The sequence below is a fragment of the Paracoccus nototheniae genome (genome assembly GCF_004335005.1).
Classification (GTDB): domain Bacteria; phylum Pseudomonadota; class Alphaproteobacteria; order Rhodobacterales; family Rhodobacteraceae; genus Paracoccus; species Paracoccus nototheniae.
Window position 1 is genome coordinate 46,685 of the sequence record NZ_RQRT01000018.1, and the last position, 13,882, is coordinate 60,566.

Sequence of the window (13,882 nt, forward strand, 5' to 3'; positions counted from 1 at the left end):
ATGGGAACGGTTGACGCTGTGCGATCCCAAGCGGATCTGCCCGACAGGCAGGCCCCATGGCCTGCTGCTGGCGCAGAACCGTAAAATCACCACCTCGCAGATGTCGGTGAATCGAGAGATCAACGGCTCCACCATCTGCGGCATGATGCCAGAGCCGTGGGAAGGTCGCGTTCAAGCATGCTCTGCACTGTCGTTCATCGCGATGCTGCCCGATACCGGCTTCCTTTATGTCGCCAACGACATGCCGAGTTTCGCCGGCCTTGTGGCCCGAAGCTTGCTTTGCGCCGGTCCGGAGCCCTGATGGCGAGGTCTTGCTTGGAAGTATTCGTCAAGGCGCCGAGGTGCGAGGACGTTCAGGTGACGCCATTGCTGGATCTCGGTAACATTCTCGGACTGGTCGAAGGCCGGATCAAGGACGACAACGAAAACTCTAACCGCGCTGAGGTCTGGCAAGGCGCACACCTCTCGGGTTCGTTGCAGATCACACTGCGATCGTCTGAGTGTTCGGAAAAACGGGAGCACGGCCATCATCTTGCAATGGTGTGCTTTTTGGGGTGCACCAAAGCCGATTAAACATGAGATTTCAGAAAATTATTGTCAGCCAGCCGAACTGGTTTACTTGCGATAATTCGGAGAAGCGCCGTTTTTCGCTTCCTTTTTTGTTCGGGTTTTCTCATGGCTGACACCGGTCCTTCGCATATCCTTTCCCTTGATATTCCCTCGGTTCTCGATCTTCGCCGCGGACAGTTGGACGCGATATTTGCGGCCTCGGTCCAAGACCCGGACGGGGTGCGGCAGGTCGTTGTCTATTATGACCGGCCTCTGGCGACTCAAGCAGGGTCATATGACTTTCAGATCATCCATGGTTGGGGGAATGACTGGACCGATGGCCGCCACAGCTATACGGCGTCGGTCTTGCCGCACAATGTCGGCGGGCCCCTGAACATCACTCATGTCGTGATCGAGGATAACGAAGGAAACCGGACAACCGTTTCTGCACAGGCATTGCGGGATCTGGGAGTCGATACGTCGATCGCTGTGCGCAGCTCTGACCCCGATGTGACGGCGCCGGTCCTGACCGAGTTGGTCCTGCCCGACCGGATTGATGTGAGAAATGGCCACGCGACCGCCGAATTTTCAGCCGCTGGAAGGGATCAGAACGAGATCGCTCAGGTCAATATCTGGTTCGACCGGGATCTGAGCTACAGCTTTGGGACAGGAAACGGGGCGAGCTTCAACGAATTTAGTCTCGCCGGGCTTTATGGTTACATGGGGGATGACTGGTCAGACGGCCGCTCCACTCGAGCGCTGCTGGTGTCCCAGAGCAACCCATCCGGTCTGGTCATGATCGACCGTGTGGATATCACGGATGTTTATGGCAATCGCAGCACCTATACGAATGCAGACCTGCGGCGCCTTGGCTTTGACACGTCCATCGATGTGATCGGCGCTGCGGCGCCGACCCCTGCGACCTATGTCGCCGAATTTCCCGATGTGATCACCCTGCGCGAGGGCCAGACATTGCAGATGCCGCTGCAGTTTGTCGGGATGACAAATCACTGGGTGTATTATGAATACTCGGTGTCCGCCGATGGTGGAACCGCTTCGGGGTCGGATATCGGGGCATCGTCGGGCACTGGCTGGGTCTCTGTCTCGTCGACGTCGCCCTCGGATAGGACGGTGCTCGTGCCCATTTCAGCCAACCGAGATGATGTCGCCGAACCAACCGAGACGGCTTATCTGACCGTGCGTCTGACCGGAAACCTGACCTTCGAGGACGGTGGCACCCTGCGGGTCGTGCGGATCGATATTCTGGATGACAACCGGACGATTGGCGGGAATGGCGGCGATACGCTGTACGGCACCCCGGCGGCCGAGACCCTTGCAGGCGGTCGCGGTGATGACCGCTATTTTGTCACACCGGGTGATCTTGTCGTCGAGCTGGCGAATGGCGGCACCGATACCGTGGTTGCGGGCTCCTCCTTCGTCTTGACGCCCCATGTCGAAAATCTGGTGATGACCGGGGCCGGGCATATCAATGGCACGGGAAATGGGCTGGCCAATCGTCTGATCGGAAACGCAGGCAACAACACGCTGGACGGCGGGTTGGGTGCCGACACGATGGAGGGTGGCATCGGCAACGACACCTATATCGTGGATAACTTTGGTGACCGTGTCATCGAGGCCGCCAATGCCGGGACCGACCGCGTGCGGGCATCCGTGTCTCATGCTCTTTCGGCCCATGTCGAGAATTTGGTTCTGACCGGCACCGCGCATGTGAATGCCACTGGAAATGCGCAGGCCAACTATCTGTTCGGAAATGCTGGGAACAATATTCTGAATGGTGGCTTTGGCGCAGATACGATGGAAGGTGGTGCCGGAAACGACACCTATCTTGTCGACAACATCGGAGACCGGATCGTCGAACGCGCGAATGGCGGAACCGACACGGCCCGTTCTGCGATTTCCCATTCGCTGACTGCCCATGTCGAGAACCTGATCCTGACAGGAAACGGACATGTGAACGGAACGGGTAACTCCCAGTCCAACGCCTTGACCGGCACGACAGGCAACAATGTTCTGGATGGCGGGCAGGGTGCCGATACGATGTCGGGGGGGCGTGGCAATGACCTCTACATTGTCGATAACGCGGGGGATCGTGTGGTCGAGGTCTTGCACAGCGGTATCGACACTGTGCAGGCCTCGGTCAGCCATGCCTTGTCGGCGAACGTCGAAAATCTGACCCTGACAGGGGCTGCCCACCTGAATGGGACCGGCAATGCGTTGGCCAATCGCCTGAACGGCAATTCCGGGAACAACAACCTTGGCGGCGGGCAGGGCGCGGATACGGTCGCGGGCGGCGACGGCAATGATACGCTGCGCGGGGAGGGCGGCAATGACACTCTGTTCGGAGGCGCGGGTCATGACCGGCTGCTGGGCGGCGCGGGCAAGGACCAGCTGACCGGCGGGCTTGGCGCCGATCACTTCATCTTTGCAAGCCATCTGGAGTCCGGCGCGGTTGCGGCGGCACGCGACGTGATCACCGATTACAATCGTTCGCAGGGCGACCGGATCGACCTGACCATGATCGACGCCAATGCGCGCCTGACCGGCGATCAATCGTTCGATTTCGTTGGCACGGCTGCGTTTTCAGGGGCGGCGGGCGAAGTCCGGTATCAGCAGGCCAATGGCACAACGCTTATCTATGCAGATATCGACGGCGATCGCAGGGCTGATTTCGCCGTCGAACTGTCCCGGCAGATCGCGCTGGTCGAACACGACTTTCTTCTTTGATCCCTGACGCAGACGTGACGGCGCTGGCCGGGTGCCGTCCGTGGACATCTGAAATCCGACTTGGCAGCTATGTCATCTGTCCCGGGCGCTGTCCGGCGCTTGCTGTGATTTTAAAGGAAGACGACGCATGCATCAGCAAACAGGTTGCTCACGCCGCAGCTTTTTAAAGGCCTCGGCGGCGGGTCTTGCGGGCCTTGCCGTGCTGCCAGGCCTGCCTGCCGTGGCCCTCGCCCGTTCGGGAAAGAAGGGATTCTGCGGCGCCGAAGAGATCTTTCGTCCGATGCTGGGCTGTGACTGGTATTATAACTGGAGCCTCTCGCCGTATCGCGGTGTCAATCTGCCCTTCGCGCCGATGGTCTGGGGGTGGAGCGACGAACGCACGCCCAAGCGTCTGCGGGTCTTGTCCGGTCGCCAGCCCATCCTGTTCGGCTTCAACGAACCGGACGGGCGCAATCAGGCCAACATGTCGGTGCCCGCAGCGCTGGACGCATGGCCGCGCATCCAGGATCTCGCAGATGAGATCGTGTCCCCTTCCTGCGTCAATGCGCGCGGGCGTTGGATGACGAACTTCATGATTCAGGCCGAGCGGCGGAAGCTGCGGATCGATTCGATCGGCGTTCACAGCTATTCTGGACCGAATGCCGGGCAGGTGATCGAGCGCCTCGAAGAAACCTATCGTCTGTATGGGCGCCCGCTATGGGTGACCGAGATCGCCGTGGCGGACTGGCGGGCCGCGGATGGCACAAGGCCGAACCGATATGGCGAGCAGGCAACGATGGATTTCATGACCGAGATCGTGGGCTTCATGAACGGCACATCCTGGATCAAGGGCTATTCCTGGCTGGCCAGCGGGACTTTTGGCGATGCAGGTCCGTTATCGACCTCGGCCTTCCTTGACACCCAAGGCCGGGCTTCGCCGATGATGGAGCATTATGCGTCGCTTTAGATCTGACGTGCCCTCAAACTGATGCCTGAAAAAGGGATGGCCCGCGCCTGCGGCGCCCAGAAAGAGGCCGGTCGCCGTGACCTCTGCCGTGGCGACCCGGGGTGCGGAAAGACAATCTTGCCAAGGCAAGCGGCTGGAAGCGGTTTGCAAATTCAGCACAGTCTTTTTCGCAAGGCTTTGAAAAACAGTCTTTTCATTCTACAATCCTGCGGTCTTGCGGAATATTAAGTGTTTGTTTTGCGCGGTGGTTGCGTAAACAGTTGGGTTTAGTTAGTGCTCTGCCAGTAACATGGCGCAACGTTCTTCTGCGCCACCGCAACGCCCGCGGTGATTGAAAGAGACTTCGCAATGCCCCTTGGCGGTTTGATGCCCGCAGACGTTCTGTTCTGCTCGTTCCACACACCGGACGAATATTACACCAAGGCTGCAGACAATCTTCGGACGTCGCTGAACCGGCTTGGTATCGCGCATGAGATCGCCGAAGTGCCAAAGGCGCCCGGCGAAGAGTGGCTGGAGATCTGTCGCAAGAAGATCCCCTTCCTGCATTCGGTGTGCGAGGCGAACCCCGAGCGCAAGATTTTCTGGATCGACGTCGATTGCGACATCGATTACCTGCCTGATTTCGTTTCGGGGTTTTCTGCCGATATCATCGGCTTTCAGCGTGGCTTCGGTCATCCGATGCGGATCGGCTATGGCAACAGCGCCCGGTTCTGGGAACCCTGTTTTTGGGGGATCAACACCAGCCCTGCCGCCCGCGCCTATATCCGCGATGCGCATGACGCCTGCGACAGCATGACGGTCCGCGCCACGGATGATTTCTTTTTCGAAGAAGCCTGGCGCACGAATGCCGACCGCCTGACATTTCAGGTGATCCCGTCATCAATGCTGCTGGGGCGCGCCAGCTTGCCCGAGGATGCGCGGCGGGCTTTCTTTTATTTCGGGTCCAGCGGGAACGTCCCGGCATTCAAGGGGCTGGCGGCACAGCACACGCGTTCCGGCGGCAAGACCAGCACGGCGTCGGCGCCGGGGGTCAAATCGCTTGCGCTCCGGCTGGCGCGGCGCACCCAGGGTGCGCTGCCTCAGCGGATCACGATTCCCTTGCGCCGGATATCAGACGAACTGGGCCTGACCGAATATCTGTCGCCCACATTGCCCGCATCGCGGCAATTGTCGCAGCGCAGCATCTATAACATCGTGCACGATGCCCGGGAGGGTCGCCGGGACGTGGTGGAGGCGCGGTTGGCCGATATTTCTTCCCGCCGCCTTCTGGGGCGCGCCGACCGGGCGGTCATCGGTGCCGCCGAGGCGCTGCTGGATTACGCGTCGCCCAAAGGTGGCAAGGACGTGCGGCTGCTGTGGTGGGACAAGCCCTATCCGGGCAATTATGGCGACTGGCTGTCACCGCTTGTCGTGCAGGGCGCGGTGGACCGGCCCGTCCGCTTTCAGCGCCATGACGAGATCAACGCAAAGCCCCATCTGGTCAGCATCGGTTCGATCGGGCGGTTCGCGCAGCAAAGCTCGATTGTCGTGGGGTCGGGTTTCAGCCGGGCCGATGCGGCGATTGCGCCGGATGCGACCTATGTTTCGCTTCGCGGACCTTACTCCGCGCAGTTGGTCGCTGCGGCAGGTGGGCCCAAGGTGGATCGGTTCGGCGATCCGGCGGTCATCCTGCCGCGGCTGATCCCTTTGTCCCGCCCTCAGACGACCAATGGGCGGCTGGCGCTGGTCCGGCATTTCGCGCACCGCGAAATTTCGCTGCGGTTGCCCGAACATGTCGATGAACATTCGGTGCTGTTGTCGCGCCGCGCCGACATCGAGGCCTTTATCGCCCGGCTGGTCGGCTATGATGCCGTGCTGACCAGTGCCATGCACGTCTATATCACCTGCCATGCTTACGGCATTCCTGTCGCTCTTTTGACCTTTGAGGGGTTCGAGGATGCCGTGGCAGGTGATCAGATGAAGTATCGCGATTATGCGGCGGGGGTGGGCCTGCCCGAACGGATGCCGTTGCCCGTGTCCCATGACCTGCGCGACCGGACGCTTGCCGATCTGGTCGAGCATGATCGCATTTCCGAAGCCGTCATGGACGACGTTCAGACGGCCCTGACTGATGCGGTGGCCATTTTAGACCACGCGCTCGAACCCTCGCTCAGATAAAGGAGGGGTTCCTCATGGACGACCTCGCGACACCGCGCCCGCGCGTACAATCTGCCAATCCGCGCATTCCCCCGGCCGTCGGTCAGGCGGTCTGGAGCAAAAAGCACACGTTGCTGCTGGCCAGCTTTCTGCTGGTCTTTGCACTGCCCTCGTTGATGGTTGCGGGCTATATGTATCTGGTCGCCAAGGATCAGTATGTCTCGGAAGTGTCCTTCGTGGTTCGCGACGAAGAAACGCAGAATATGGGGCTGCTGGCGGGGATCGGGCTATCGCAGGTCGGCAATGCCACGACCGATGCACAGATCCTTTACAAATACCTGCGTAGCCCGAATTTCGTGGCCGAGCTGGACCGCGAGATCGGCCTGCGCGCCATGTTCACCAAAGCTACCGGCGATCCCGTCTTTGCGCTTCACGACGGATCCAATCTGGAACAGCTTGTGGCCTATTGGCGCAAGATGGTCACGATCAGTGTCGACTCGGCAACGGGCATGACGGAAATTCAGGCCCGTGCCTTTGCCCCCGAGGATGCCAATCGCATCGCTCAGGGCGTGCATTTGGCCGCGGGTCGGCTGGTCAACAATATTTCGGACGATGCGCGTGACAATGTCCTGCGCTATGCCGAACGCGATCTGGCCCAGACCGAGGAACGACTGGCCGATGCGCGTGTCGCCTTGGCCCGCTTCCGCGACGAATTCAAGCTGATCGACCCGCAGGCGATGGTCACGACCAACGCGACCATCGTGACATCGCTGTCGCAGGAACTGACCGAGGCGATGATCCAGTTGGAGACCTTGCGTCAGCAGGGCACGGCAGACGTTCGCCTGAATCAGGCCGAGATGCGCGTCTCGGTGTTGGAGCAGCGCATCGAGCAGGAACAGCAAACCTATGTCGGTGGCCCGGCAGGTGATGTCACCTTCAGCTCGGTCATCGATCAATACACCAAGCTGCAGCTCGATCTGGAACTGGCTGGGCAAAGCTACAGCCTCGCGCTGTCCGGCGTCGAGGCGGCCCGGTCCAAGTCACAGCAGGATACCCGCTATCTGGCGACCTTTGTCGAGCCGACGACGCCCGAAACCGCGACCCGTCCCCGCCGTCTGATGATTACCTTGCTGGCGATCACCTTCATCTTCATCGGCTGGAGCAGCCTCGTGCTGATCGGCTATTCCAATCGTGACCGTCACTGATGATCCGGCTTGAGAACCTTTCCAAAAGCTTCACGGTCAATGGCCGCACCACCGTGGTGGCGCGCAACATGAACGTGACGTTTCCGACAGGCGCCAGCGTGGGTCTGCTGGGCCATAACGGCGCAGGAAAATCGACGCTGCTACGCATGATCGCGGGCGTCGTGCGCCCCGATCATGGCAGGGTGGTCACGACCGGCAGCGTGTCATGGCCGGTGGGTTTCGCGGGCAGCTTTCACCCCGACCTGACGGGCGCACAGAACACCCGGTTCATCGCACGCGTCTATAATATCCATGCCGAAAAGCTGTTGCAGTTCGTGGCGCAGTTTTCCGATCTGGGACACCATCTGTATCTGCCTTTCGGACATTATTCGTCCGGCATGCGGTCGCGATTGGCCTTTGGGGTGTCGATGGGAATCCATTTCGACACCTATCTGGTGGATGAGGTCACCTCGGTCGGCGACGGGAATTTCCGCGACAAGAGCCAGGCCTATTTCCGCAATCGGCTGCTGAACAGCGGGGCGATCATGGTGTCGCATTCCATGAGCATGATCCGCTCGGTGTGCAAATCGGCGGCGGTGCTGAGGGACGGGCAATTGACCTATTACACGGATGTCGATGAGGCGATCGAGACTCATCTTGCAAATATGGGCGCCAGTGGCGCCCATGACGACGAGGATTAGGCCGATGATTCAGGCGCTGGTTCCCCAACACCACCCCATGCGGCGCTGGCCGTCATGGCGCACGATCACCGCGCTGATCTTCCGCGAAATGTCGACGTCTTACGGCAAGTCGCCGGGCGGGTTCATCTGGACGATCCTGGAGCCTGTCGGCGGCATCGCCCTGCTGACGGTGATTTTTTCACTGGCCGTGCGCGTGCCTCCGATGGGGTCCAGTTTTGCGCTGTTCTATGCGACGGGCCTGCTGCCTTTTCTGATGTTTCTGGACATCAGCAAGAAGGTGGCGCAGGCCCTGCAGTTTTCAAAACAGCTGCTGTTCTATCCCGGTGTGACCTTCGTGGACGCCATTTTTGCGCGGTTCTTTCTGGCCTGCATGGTCCACGCGCTGGTCTTCGTGATCGTTTTGTCCGGCATCCTCTGGTATGATAATGTCGAGCTGATCGTGAATATTCCGCTGGTCGTGCTGGCGTTTCTGATGTCGGCCGGGCTGGCCCTTGGCGTGGGTTGCGCGAACTGCTTTCTGATGCGCCGTTTTCCGATCTGGGCGAATGTCTGGGCTATCGTGACGCGACCGCTGTTCCTGATTTCATGCATTTTCATCCCCTATGACAGCATGCCCGAAAGTTTTCGGGATATCCTGTGGTTCAACCCTCTGGTCCATATCGTGGGCACCAACCGCACCGGGTTCTATTCGACATATCGCGCCGAATACGTCGAGCCGATCTATGTGGCACTGGTCGCGGCGCTTCTTTTTGGAGTTGGCCTTGCGTTGTTGACGAAATGGCATCGCGACCTGGCACAACGCTAGGCGTCGACAAGGCAGACATATGACCCAGGACGAGCCGCAATCACCTGCGCGCCGACCCAGGCAATCCAACGCGTCCGGTCCGCCGGGCGCGTCATCCGACGCGCAGCGATTGTCCCTCCCCCGATCGCTGCACGATGTGAATGAGTGCTCTGTTTGTGTGCCCCGCCCCTCCTTCGACATGTCGCGCCCGTCGCGACAAAGAAATTCCCTCGCAGGAAGCCAAGATGATGAGCAATTCCATTTCCTCCCCCGCCCAATTTCAATCTGCATCCGCGCCTTTTTCTGTCCGTCTGGCCAAGAAGGTTCTTCCGGGTTCCATGATCCGCTACCTGCGCAACCGGACAACATCGCCAAAGCCCCGCATTACGATCGTCAGCTTTTACACCGAAGGCGGCTATTACGAAGAAATGGCCGATGCCCTGCGCGCGCGCTGCGATGCCTTGGGCATGCTGCATGACATTCAGCCCATCAGCTTTCGCGAAGGCACAAGCTGGAGCGCGATCTGCCGCGCGAAGGTCCGTTTTTATCGCAAGATGCTGCTCAAGCATCGCAGCACCATCATGTGGCTGGACGTGGACACCAAGCTTTTGCGCAATGTCGACAGTCTGGCGGGGCGATCGTATGATATCGCCATGTTCATGCGCGGCTTTCGCTTTCTGCCGCAGGACAATTTCGCATTGTATGCGCGCCGGTTCCATCCGGGTTATCTGATCCTGAACTACACCCGCGAAACGCTGGAACTGCTCTACGAATGCAAGCGCGTCGAAGAGAGCACGCGGGGCGATTTTACTGACGATTATATCCTGGAAGAAGCATTCCGCCGCACCACGGCGCGTCCCCGGCTGCTGGTTCTGTCACCCAATGACATCACCCGCCCGCAGGATGCAGAAAATCCCGGAGCCTATTTTCTTCACGGAGACAGCGGAAACGTCAAGGAATTCAAAGGTAAGGTATTGCAGCATTCGCCTGATATCCTGCGTCCGGAAAGTCAGAAGGCGGTGATCCTGGACCTGATCCAGGACGCAGCACGCAAGGGCAAGCGCGCCTTGGTCTGCGATTATTACAATGCCATTCTGTCGCGCAACCCCGAGGATTACGGCAGCTATCATCGGTTGCTGGAGATTTCGGCCAAGTTCGACGACCCTGCCGTGCTTGACGCCAATATTGCCCTTTACCGCGACAACGAGCATTTGTTTCCTTATGCCCTGCGCTTCCGGCTGCTTCAGGCTCTAGACCGGCGGGACTGGGACGCGGCGGACCGTCTTTTCGCTCAGATCACTGCCGCTGGCAGCGAGGCGGTGACCAGCTTTGCCCGCAGCCGCATGTTCCGCGCCTCGCTTGACCGGCGCGCCGAAAGCATGGGCGTGGCGGATGCGGATCGGGTCAAGCTGTTCTGGTGGGAGCAACCCTATCCCGGCAATCTGGGCGATATCGTGAACCCCTATATCGTCGAAAAGGCGACCGGCATTCCGCCGCAATGGGCGGGCCGGGGGACGGGGCTGTGTGCCATCGGTTCGGTCATCAAATACGCCAAGGACGGTACTGCTGTCTGGGGCAGCGGCACGCCGAACTCGCGTGATACCCTGGCCGCTGGCGCACGCTATCACGCGGTGCGCGGGCCGCTGACACGCGATCTGGTGATCGAGAACGGCGGCACCTGTCCCGAGGTCTATGGTGACCCCGCATGGCTTTTGCCGATCCTCTATCCGCGCAAGGCGAAGCCGACCCGCAAGACCGGCCTGATCCTGCATTTCACCCATGAAGAGATGACGACACCCGTCGCGCCCGGCGTCCGGCGCATCGACATCCGGCGGATCGGCTATGGCGAGATCGAGGCGTTTCTGGATGAAATGCTGGATTGCGAGCGCATCGTTTCGTCGTCGTTGCACGGCGTGATCATCGCGCAGGCCTATGGCATTCCGGCCTGCCTTGCGACCGTGACCACCTCGGCATCGCAGATCCATGGCGATGGAATCAAATTCGATGATTACTTCCGCTCGATCGGTCATGATGCCGCGCCCGAAGCGCTTGATCTGTCGAAACTGCTTCGCATCGCCCATGACAGCATCCCTCGGGACCAGTTCCTGCTGGCCAGGACGCCCATCGATCTGCCTGCCTTGCTGGATGCAGCGCCCTTCGAAATCCGTGAGGAAGTGCGCAAGGACGCACAGGAATGGCTGGCGCAATGGCCGGGCGAGCGGTTATAAGATGGACATGAGCAGTTCCGAACCGAAAGAATTCCCGATGGACGACGTTACCGGTGACGGAATTGCACGAGAGCAGGCGCCCGACACGGAAGCGCTGGCCGACGCGAGCCAGCCCGAAGCAGGCGATCCGTCGCCGGCTGCTGTCGCTGCTGCAAAAGCCGCATCTGCCCGGATGACCGTGGCCTATCTGCGTGAAACATCGCCCACCTGGGACCGCACGCGCTTTCGCAAGGTCATGGAACGCAAGATCGACCCTGCCGTGCTGCAGCCTATCGCCCACCGCCGGGCCGTGCTGCGCCATTTCGCGCCGCAGCCGTTGCATGGGTCGTATGGCGGTCAAGCCCATGCTGGCGCGTCGGGTCCGGGCCTTGTCACGGCCGACACGCTGGCTATCTCGCCAGCCTATGGGGCGGTGCTACACAATCTTGCCCGCGAAACCAAGCCACGCCTGATCCTCGAGGATGGGGCGGGCTTTGGCATCTCATCCATGTATCTTGCGACAGCACTGCGCGGACAAGAGGGCGGAACCTTGCTGTCCTTCGAGATTTCGCCTGATTATGCGTCCACGGCTCAGGCGTCGGTGGCCCTCATCGACCCCGGATCGCGGGTTGTTCAGGGTGACTTCGCAGGCTTTCCCCGCCATCTGGCGGGGACGGCGCAGGTGGGATTTGCGTTCATTGACGCCATGCACGAACGCGACAGTCTTCTGCGCAGCTTCAAGACGCTGATGGGCTGGATGGCTCCGAAATCGATGATCGTGGTGGATGACCTGTCCTATTCCGAATCCGCACGCGAGGGTTTCCGCGCTATGATGCGGATGGAATACCATGATTTCGTCTGCATCGTGAACCAGCGTTTCGGCATCCTGATCAAGGGATAGCAACGTGACCGGCCCTTGCGGCAGCTATGACCTTGTGGTCTATCGCGCCACCCCTGCAGGCATCATCGCCGCGATCACTGCGTCGCGATTAAAGCTTGATTGTCTGCTGGTCGAGCCGACAGGCCGCATCGGCGGCATGATGACATCTGGCCTGAATGCCGCCGACATTCTAAATGATTCGCTGATCAACGGCGTTGCGCTGGAGTTCTTTCGCAATATCCGTGACGAATACGGTATGTCGGTCCTGCCCGCCCGCATCGAAAGCCGTATCGCGCTGAAGGTGTTTCGCCGGATGCTGGCCGAAAGCCGGGTTCAACTGGCCCTGAACAATGACATTGGCGCCGTGACCCGGCAGGGGGCCACGATCACCTCATGCATGCTCGGGACCGAATGGGTGGCTGGCCGCTGGTGGATGGACGCCTCGTACGAAGGTGATCTGATGCACAAGGCCGGCGTTCCGTTCCGCGTGGGACGAGAGGCGGCTGACGAGTTTGGCGAAAGTTTTGCAGGTCGCCAGGCGTTTCGCCCCATGCTGCCTTGGGCCTCGCGAATGGTGATCGATCCGCGCCAGGACGGTCGGCTTCTGGCGCATGTCCAGCCACCTTCGCGCACGGCTCTTGGGGCAGGGGATGACGACGTCCAAAGCTATTGCATCCGTCCCACGCTGACCGCACTTCCTGCCAACCGGGTGACGATCGAGCCTCCCCGGGATTTCGATTTTTCCCAGTTCGAACTGTTTCGCCGCCTCGGCCGCAGCATGCGGATCGGCCGCGTCGCAGCCAAGGCAATTCCGTTGCTGGGCACGACCTGGAAATCCGCCTATTTCAATCTGGCCGAACTGCCGGGCGGCAAGGTCGATATGAACTCCGGTCCCGCAGCGCCGCTGAACAACCCGACCCTGACCCGGGGATGGCTTGACGCCACGATGGCGCAGCGCGCTGAAAAAGCCAACGAGTTCGCACGATACACGCAGGCCCTGCTGTGGTTCATTCAGACCGATGTCTCGGTGCCTCAGGGGGTCAGGGATTTTTTTGGCGCTTATGGCCTTCCCGCAGACGAGTATCCCGAGACTGGCCATCTTCCACCCGATGTCTATGTCCGCGAAGGGCGTCGGTTGAACGGAGCAAGGGTCTTTCGGCAACAGGATGTGGAAACGGGTGGCGCCGATCCCGGTGACGCGATTGCCGAGGCGAAGTATCATCTGGACTGCAAGCCGGTGAACTGGCGGTCCAACCACACCGGAACCAATGTCGTGCGCGAAGGCATGTTCTTTACTCAGGACGCCCACCGCTATTCGCTTCCTGCATGGATATTGCTGCCTGATCCTGCCGCTTGCCGGAATTTTTTCTCGCTATGCGGCGTGTCGGCCACGCATGTCGCCTTTGGTTCGATCCGTATGGAGCCGACATGGATGGAACTGGGCTCGGCTGCGGCGATCATCGCTCATCTGGCGGACCAGCGTGGTTGCCTGCCTCATGACATCCCCGGGGCGGATGTCCGGCGTCTGCGAGACGATCGTTTCTACCAATGGCCCGCGCCAAAGTTCCTGACAGCGAAACTGCGCGAAAAAGTCACCGGCTATTATCGCAGGATTGCGAAGGTCTAGGGTCAGGATTCATAACCAATAGATGACGGTTGCTGCGAGGGCGATGGCCGAGAGGAAGATCTTCGGACATCTGTCATATCGCGTTGCCACGCGCCTCCAATCCTTGAGCCTGCCGAACATGAT

Annotated in this window: 11 protein-coding genes and 1 pseudogene; 11 read left to right on the top strand and 1 reads right to left on the bottom strand. The window is 60.2% G+C overall.

The window, feature by feature from the left end; translation table 11 throughout:
- Window positions 1–10: 10 nt before the first annotated feature.
- From EG885_RS09140 to EG885_RS09190, 11 genes are all read left to right on the top strand, one after another.
- Complete coding sequence (locus EG885_RS09140) at window positions 11–301, top strand: hypothetical protein (protein ID WP_131574177.1); 291 nt, start codon at window positions 11–13, stop codon at window positions 299–301.
- Window positions 302–357: 56 nt separating this feature from the next.
- A complete protein-coding gene (locus tag EG885_RS09145; RefSeq protein ID WP_131574178.1) occupies window positions 358–573 on the top strand; it encodes a hypothetical protein in 216 nt (71 codons plus the stop codon).
- A gap of 21 nt (window positions 574–594) precedes the next feature.
- Window positions 595–3,294 (top strand): calcium-binding protein, encoded by a 2,700-nt coding sequence (locus EG885_RS09150; protein ID WP_131574179.1) that lies wholly within the window; start codon window positions 595–597, stop codon window positions 3,292–3,294.
- A gap of 127 nt (window positions 3,295–3,421) precedes the next feature.
- Window positions 3,422–4,240 (top strand): glycosyl hydrolase, encoded by an 819-nt coding sequence (locus EG885_RS09155; protein ID WP_131574187.1) that lies wholly within the window; start codon window positions 3,422–3,424, stop codon window positions 4,238–4,240.
- 366 nt (window positions 4,241–4,606) lie between these two features.
- A complete protein-coding gene (locus EG885_RS09160; RefSeq protein ID WP_165571089.1) occupies window positions 4,607–6,397 on the top strand; it encodes a polysaccharide pyruvyl transferase family protein in 1,791 nt (596 codons plus the stop codon).
- Between the two features lie 14 nt (window positions 6,398–6,411).
- Complete coding sequence (locus EG885_RS09165) at window positions 6,412–7,581, top strand: KpsE/RkpR family capsule polysaccharide export protein (RefSeq protein ID WP_131574181.1); 1,170 nt, start codon at window positions 6,412–6,414, stop codon at window positions 7,579–7,581.
- On the top strand, window positions 7,581–8,261 hold the full coding sequence (locus EG885_RS09170) for an ABC transporter ATP-binding protein (protein WP_131574182.1): 681 nt from the start codon (window positions 7,581–7,583) through the stop codon (window positions 8,259–8,261). Before EG885_RS09165 ends, EG885_RS09170 begins: the two co-directional genes overlap by 1 nt.
- A 4-nt stretch (window positions 8,262–8,265) precedes the next feature.
- Window positions 8,266–9,066: an ABC transporter permease gene (locus EG885_RS09175; protein ID WP_242679576.1), complete on the top strand. Its 801-nt coding sequence runs from the start codon at window positions 8,266–8,268 to the stop codon at window positions 9,064–9,066.
- Between the two features lie 317 nt (window positions 9,067–9,383).
- Window positions 9,384–11,273 carry a polysaccharide pyruvyl transferase family protein gene (locus EG885_RS09180; protein WP_165571090.1) on the top strand — a complete coding sequence of 630 codons (1,890 nt, stop codon included), beginning with the start codon at window positions 9,384–9,386 and terminating at the stop codon, window positions 11,271–11,273.
- A 37-nt stretch (window positions 11,274–11,310) separates the two neighbouring features.
- On the top strand, window positions 11,311–12,153 hold the full coding sequence (locus EG885_RS09185) for an O-methyltransferase (RefSeq protein ID WP_165571091.1): 843 nt from the start codon (window positions 11,311–11,313) through the stop codon (window positions 12,151–12,153).
- 4 nt (window positions 12,154–12,157) lie between these two features.
- Window positions 12,158–13,759: an FAD-dependent oxidoreductase gene (locus EG885_RS09190; protein ID WP_131574185.1), complete on the top strand. Its 1,602-nt coding sequence runs from the start codon at window positions 12,158–12,160 to the stop codon at window positions 13,757–13,759.
- Window positions 13,760–13,768: 9 nt separating this feature from the next.
- Here the strand turns inward: EG885_RS09190 and EG885_RS09195 are convergent.
- Window positions 13,769–13,882: pseudogene (locus EG885_RS09195) on the bottom strand (IS5/IS1182 family transposase); the annotation flags it as partial.